Here is a 4667-nt window from a genome sequence, read left to right on the forward strand (position 1 = left end):
GGCGATTTTCTTCGACGAGGCTTCGATGGCCGACATGGTGGTCACCACCTGGCCCACCACCTCACCGCCCTGCGAGGCGACGCCATGGGCGCCGATGGCGAGCTGGTTGGCCTGGCGGGCGTGTTCGGCGTTCTGGCGCACAGTGGAGGTCAGTTCCTCCATCGAGGCTGCGGTTTCTTCCAGATTGGCGGCCTGCTGTTCGGTACGGCGCGACAGATCGCTGTTGCCCGAGGCGATCTCACCGGCGGCCGAGCTGATCGCGCGGCTGGACTGCTTGATGCGGGTGACGATCTCGCTCAGCTGCGCGGCCGTGGCGTTGGCATCGTCGCGCATACGGGCGAACACGCCCTGGTAGTCGCCGTGCATGCGCACGGTCAGGTCACCCTGCGACAGTGCGGCGAGCAGGCCGGAGATCTGTTCGATGCTGCCGGCGTTGGCGTCCAGCAGGCCGTTGATCTGCTGGGCCAGCTGCAGGAAGAAGCCTTCCTTGTCGGTAGCATCGATGCGGCCGGACAGGTCGCCGGCGGCGGCCTGGGCGATCACGCGGGCCACTTCCGCTTCAACCTGCGCTTCCTGGGTACGGTCGCGCCATTCCACCACGTAGCCGACAGTGTCACCGTCCTCATTGCGGATGGTCGAGACGACCTGGGCAAACTGGGCGTCGCCATACTGCATCGGGCGGCGGGCGACACCGTGCGCCTTCAGGTTGCCCAGCAGGGTCTGGTCCATTTCGCCACGGTGCTCAAGCACGGTGACCGGCTTGCCGATCAGCGAGGCCTGGGCATCGAAGTCCGGCAGGTCGCGGCGCACGTCGTCCTGGTACTGGCTCAGGGTCTGCTGCAGGGCGCGATTGGTGTAAACGATGTTGTTGCTGGTATCAGTCAGGTACACGCCGGTGGAGCTGTAATCCAGCGCGGTGCGGATGCGCAGGTTCTCTCGGGCGACCGCCTGGTCGGTCTCGATGCGTTCGCGCAGGTCGCGCTGCATGCGCTGCATGGCCTGCATCAGTTCGCCTACCTCGTCCTGGCGGCTGACGTCGATATGGCCATCGAGCTTGCCACCGGCGACGTCGTTGGCGACCGAGACGGCGCCGCGCACGCTGCCGACCAGTGCGCGGGCGAACAGCCAGACCAGCACCAGGCCGAGCGCAGCGCCACCCAGCAGGGCGATCACGGTCAGCACGGCCGAGGCGGAATAGGTGGACGCGGCCTGTTCGCGCGAGGCGCGGGCCAGGCGGTTGTCTTCGGCGATCAGCGCTTCCAGTGCCGAGGCGGCCTTGCGGTGCTTGGTGCGGGTTTCGCCGACGAAGGTATCGATGGCATCGTCCGGCAGGTCCAGCTCCAGCATCTCGGTGACACTGTCATAGGAGGCCAGGGCGTCCTTCCACTCCTTGGCGAAGGTGTCGAACAGCTTCTTCTGCTGCGCGTTGTCGACCAGCTTCGGGTACTCCTTGATCGACTTGTCCATGCTCGCGCGCAGCTCGACGCCCTGCTTGCGCGCATCGGACTTGACGTCGTCGCTGGCCCGGATCAGTTGCTGGTAGGCGGCATTGCGGTATTCGCCCAGCATGCCGCGCATCTCGCCGGCGAGGCGGATGCTCTCCATGCGTGAACCGGCCAGCTCGGTGGTGACGTTGTTCAGCGAATGCAGGCCGCGATAGGCGACGATGCCCTGCAACAGCATCACCAGCAGGAGGACGCCGAAAGTCAGCAGCAGCTTCGGCATCAGTTTCAGGTTGTTGATCCACGGCATGGGCGTTGCGAGCTCCTAAGGCAGACGCGCCCGGGCATCGGGCCCGGTTGCAGCAGAAACCACGCCGGCACCAGCACCGGCGTGGTCCGACGGACAGCGGATTACTTGATGTTGGCCAGCTTCAGGCCAGCCGGCGAGCTGACTTCGATTTCCGCGCGCGAGGCGTCACGCTGGATCTTGCCGATCACGCACACGGTCTTGCCTTCCAGGGTTTCCAGCGGGAAGGAGAACTTGCTGCGGTTCTCGCCGGCGATGCGGGCCGAGAAGGTGTGGCGCGGGAAGGCGCCGCCCATGTAAAGGAAGGTCGGCTGGCCTTCGGAACCTTCTGCGTAGCGGGCCTTTTCGACCTTGCCGCAGACCATGCCGTCCTTGCCGACCGAGCGCGGTGCCAGTTCCGGCGGGATCATGTCGGCCGACTGGGCGAACGCGGAGGAGGCGGTGGTGGCCAGGACAGCGGCCGAAACGAACGCAAGCAGGGACTTCATCGAGGTATATCTCCGGGGATGGTGATGGTCGTTCCGGTTCCGCGCGCTCCTGCGCGACCGGCTTCTGTCCCCCTATCGGCACTGCCGGGGAGAACTGAAGGGTTTTGTGACCGGAACGTGAAGCAGGTCCGCTCGATCAGGCAGCAGCGTCTTCGGCAAGGGCGTTCTGCCCCATGTCGGCGCTGTCGAGCAGGGTCTCGATGTCCAGCAGGATCAGCATGCGGTCGTCGTGGGTGCCGATGCCGGAGATGAAGCGGGTGTCGACGGCAGCGCCGAATTCCGGGGTCGGACGGATCTGCTCGGCCGACAGCGGGATGACGTCCGAGACGCTGTCGACCACGATGCCGACCACGCGGTCTTCGACGTTCAGCACGATCATCACGGTGAAGGCGTCGTAGCGGGCATTGTCCAGGCGCAGCTTCAGGCGCAGGTCGATGACCGGCACGATGGTGCCGCGCAGGTTGATCACGCCCTTGATGTAGTCCGGTGCATCCGGCACCCGGGTGACGGCGTCGTAGCCGCGGATTTCCTGCACCTTGAGGATGTCCACGCCGTAGTGCTCGTCACCAAGGGTGAAGCTGAGGAATTCGCCACCGGCGCTGGCGGCGGAGTTGGTCTTGTCGTTCATCGAGGGGTCCTGGTTCTGCCGGAAGTCCCGGTGTCAGGCTCGATATCGGCCCCTCCGGGGGGGACTTTAGGCGCCGGCTCGGAGGCATCCGCGCACGGCGTGGGTCTGCCGAGGATCGGTAGTGCCGGCCGCTGGCCGGCAACGGCAATATGCGGGTTGCCGGCCAGCGGCCGGCACTACCCATCGAACGCGCCCTACAGCTCGCCGTTGCGGCGTGCCTTGCGCTGGCGGTCGATGCGGAAGATGTAGCGCTGGATGGCGCTGTCGGCGCCGCGCGGCAGGGTGTCAAAGCGCATGCCCACCCGCTTGATCTCGATCCCGTTGGGTTGGCGCTGCGGCAACAGGTTGCAGACAACCAGCCCGATCTCCAGGTCCGGGCCGTCGGGCAACGACAGCACCGCCGGGTAGCGCTTCTGCAGGCTGAACACTGCGCAATCGGTTGGCACGGCGACCGCCAGGCCGCCGCCACTGATGTCCACCACCCGCATCGACAGGGCGTCGGCGCGGCTCTCGCCGGCGGGGATCCGCAGTTGGGGCGAATCAGTGACGGGGGTTTCCAGCCGGTACATCTCACGGCGTTGCAGATGCACCAGTTCGTCCGGAAGGGGGGCGCGGAAGGCAACGTGCCCATCGTTGTCCACGCGCTCCAGCGCGTGCAGGCGGAACCGCACGAGGACACGCTCGAGCTGGGCGAAGCACAGCAGATGGTCGGCCTGTTCGGCGGCGCGGTTGGAAGCCTCCTGCAGGCTGCCATCGAGCAGCAGGTAGTCTTCATCCTCTTCGAGTTCGAGCAGTGCGGTCGGGAACGACCGGTCGCGGCCGTCGATATGGGCATTGATCAGTGATCGCTGGTCGATCAGCGAGCGCAGCAGCTGGCGCAACTGGCGCGGGTTGCGGACCAGGAAACGTTCGTCGGCGGCATCAGCCGCGTGGACATCATGCACTGCAGTGTCGTTGCCGTCGGACATGGAATCTACGGTCAGGGGCGGGCGCCAGCACGCGTTGGCGCGAGGCTCGATGGGGATATCGGCCTCTGCACCGGATTATGAAGTGGGATTTGCATCACTTTCCATGCGTAAGGGGCCAGACCCCTCTCCCGAGGGAGAAGGGTCCGACCCTGGCGACATCAGAACTCCTGCCAGTCGCCGTCTGCAGCCAGCGCCGACTGGGCTGTCCCGGTGCGCAGCGTACGTGCCGGGGCCGCCTTCACGGCCGGTGCGGCAGCTGCGACCTGGCGCGGTACCGGCGCCGCCAGCGGACGCGCCGGAATGGCCGTCGTGCCCTGCGATGCCAGCCGGAAGCGGGCCACGGCTTCGCCCAGCTGCACGGCCTGGTCTTCCATTGCACGCGCGGCGGCGGTGGCTTCCTCCACCAGCGCAGCGTTCTGCTGGGTGGTTTCGTCCATCTGCACCACGGTCTGGTTGACCTGCTCGATGCCGGCGCTCTGTTCCTGCGATGCGGCGGAGATCTCGGCCATGATGTCGGTCACGCGCTGCACCGAGGCGACGATCTCGCCCATCGTGCTGCCGGCCTGGTGCACCAGGCTGGAGCCTTCGGCGACCTTGCCCACCGAGTCGTCGATCAGGCCCTTGATTTCCTTGGCGGCGGCGGCCGAGCGCTGGGCGAGGGTACGCACTTCGCTGGCAACCACGGCGAAGCCACGGCCCTGTTCGCCGGCACGGGCGGCTTCCACCGCGGCGTTCAGTGCCAGGATGTTGGTCTGGAACGCGATGCCGTCGATGACGCTGATGATCTCGGCGATTTTCTTCGACGAGGCTTCGATGGCCGACATGGTGGTCACC

General features: G+C 66.6%; 5 protein-coding genes. All 5 read right to left on the reverse strand.

All coding sequences use genetic code 11. The features are described 5' to 3' along the window. The coding region (locus AC5P65_RS20455) for a methyl-accepting chemotaxis protein (RefSeq protein WP_495221670.1) at window positions 1-1752 on the reverse strand (1752 nt) is incomplete at its 3' end. A gap of 101 nt (window positions 1753-1853) precedes the next feature. Then, window positions 1854-2237, reverse strand: coding sequence for a hypothetical protein (locus AC5P65_RS20460; protein ID WP_021202161.1), 384 nt, complete (start codon window positions 2235-2237; stop codon window positions 1854-1856). Window positions 2238-2373: 136 nt separating this feature from the next. Next, window positions 2374-2865, reverse strand: a complete 492-nt coding sequence (locus AC5P65_RS20465; protein WP_019659583.1) for a chemotaxis protein CheW — start codon at window positions 2863-2865, stop codon at window positions 2374-2376. A gap of 194 nt (window positions 2866-3059) precedes the next feature. After that, the gene (locus AC5P65_RS20470; protein WP_021202160.1) at window positions 3060-3833 is read right to left on the reverse strand and encodes a flagellar brake protein; all 774 of its coding nucleotides are present in this window, start codon (window positions 3831-3833) and stop codon (window positions 3060-3062) included. A 158-nt stretch (window positions 3834-3991) separates the two neighbouring features. After that, window positions 3992-4667: methyl-accepting chemotaxis protein (locus AC5P65_RS20475; RefSeq protein WP_495230952.1), on the reverse strand; the 676-nt coding region annotated here is incomplete at its 5' end.

The organism is Stenotrophomonas sp. YJH_SMC_48-3 (genome assembly GCF_059369375.1).

What these genes read in the sequence shown, in the direction of transcription:
- AC5P65_RS20460 (WP_021202161.1), bottom strand. Translation starts at nt 2,237, where the DNA reads ATGAAGTCCCTGCTTGCGTTCGTTTCGGCCGCTGTCCTGGCCACCACC.
- AC5P65_RS20465 (WP_019659583.1), bottom strand. Translation starts at nt 2,865, where the DNA reads ATGAACGACAAGACCAACTCCGCCGCCAGCGCCGGTGGCGAATTCCTC.
- AC5P65_RS20470 (WP_021202160.1), bottom strand. Translation starts at nt 3,833, where the DNA reads ATGTCCGACGGCAACGACACTGCAGTGCATGATGTCCACGCGGCTGAT.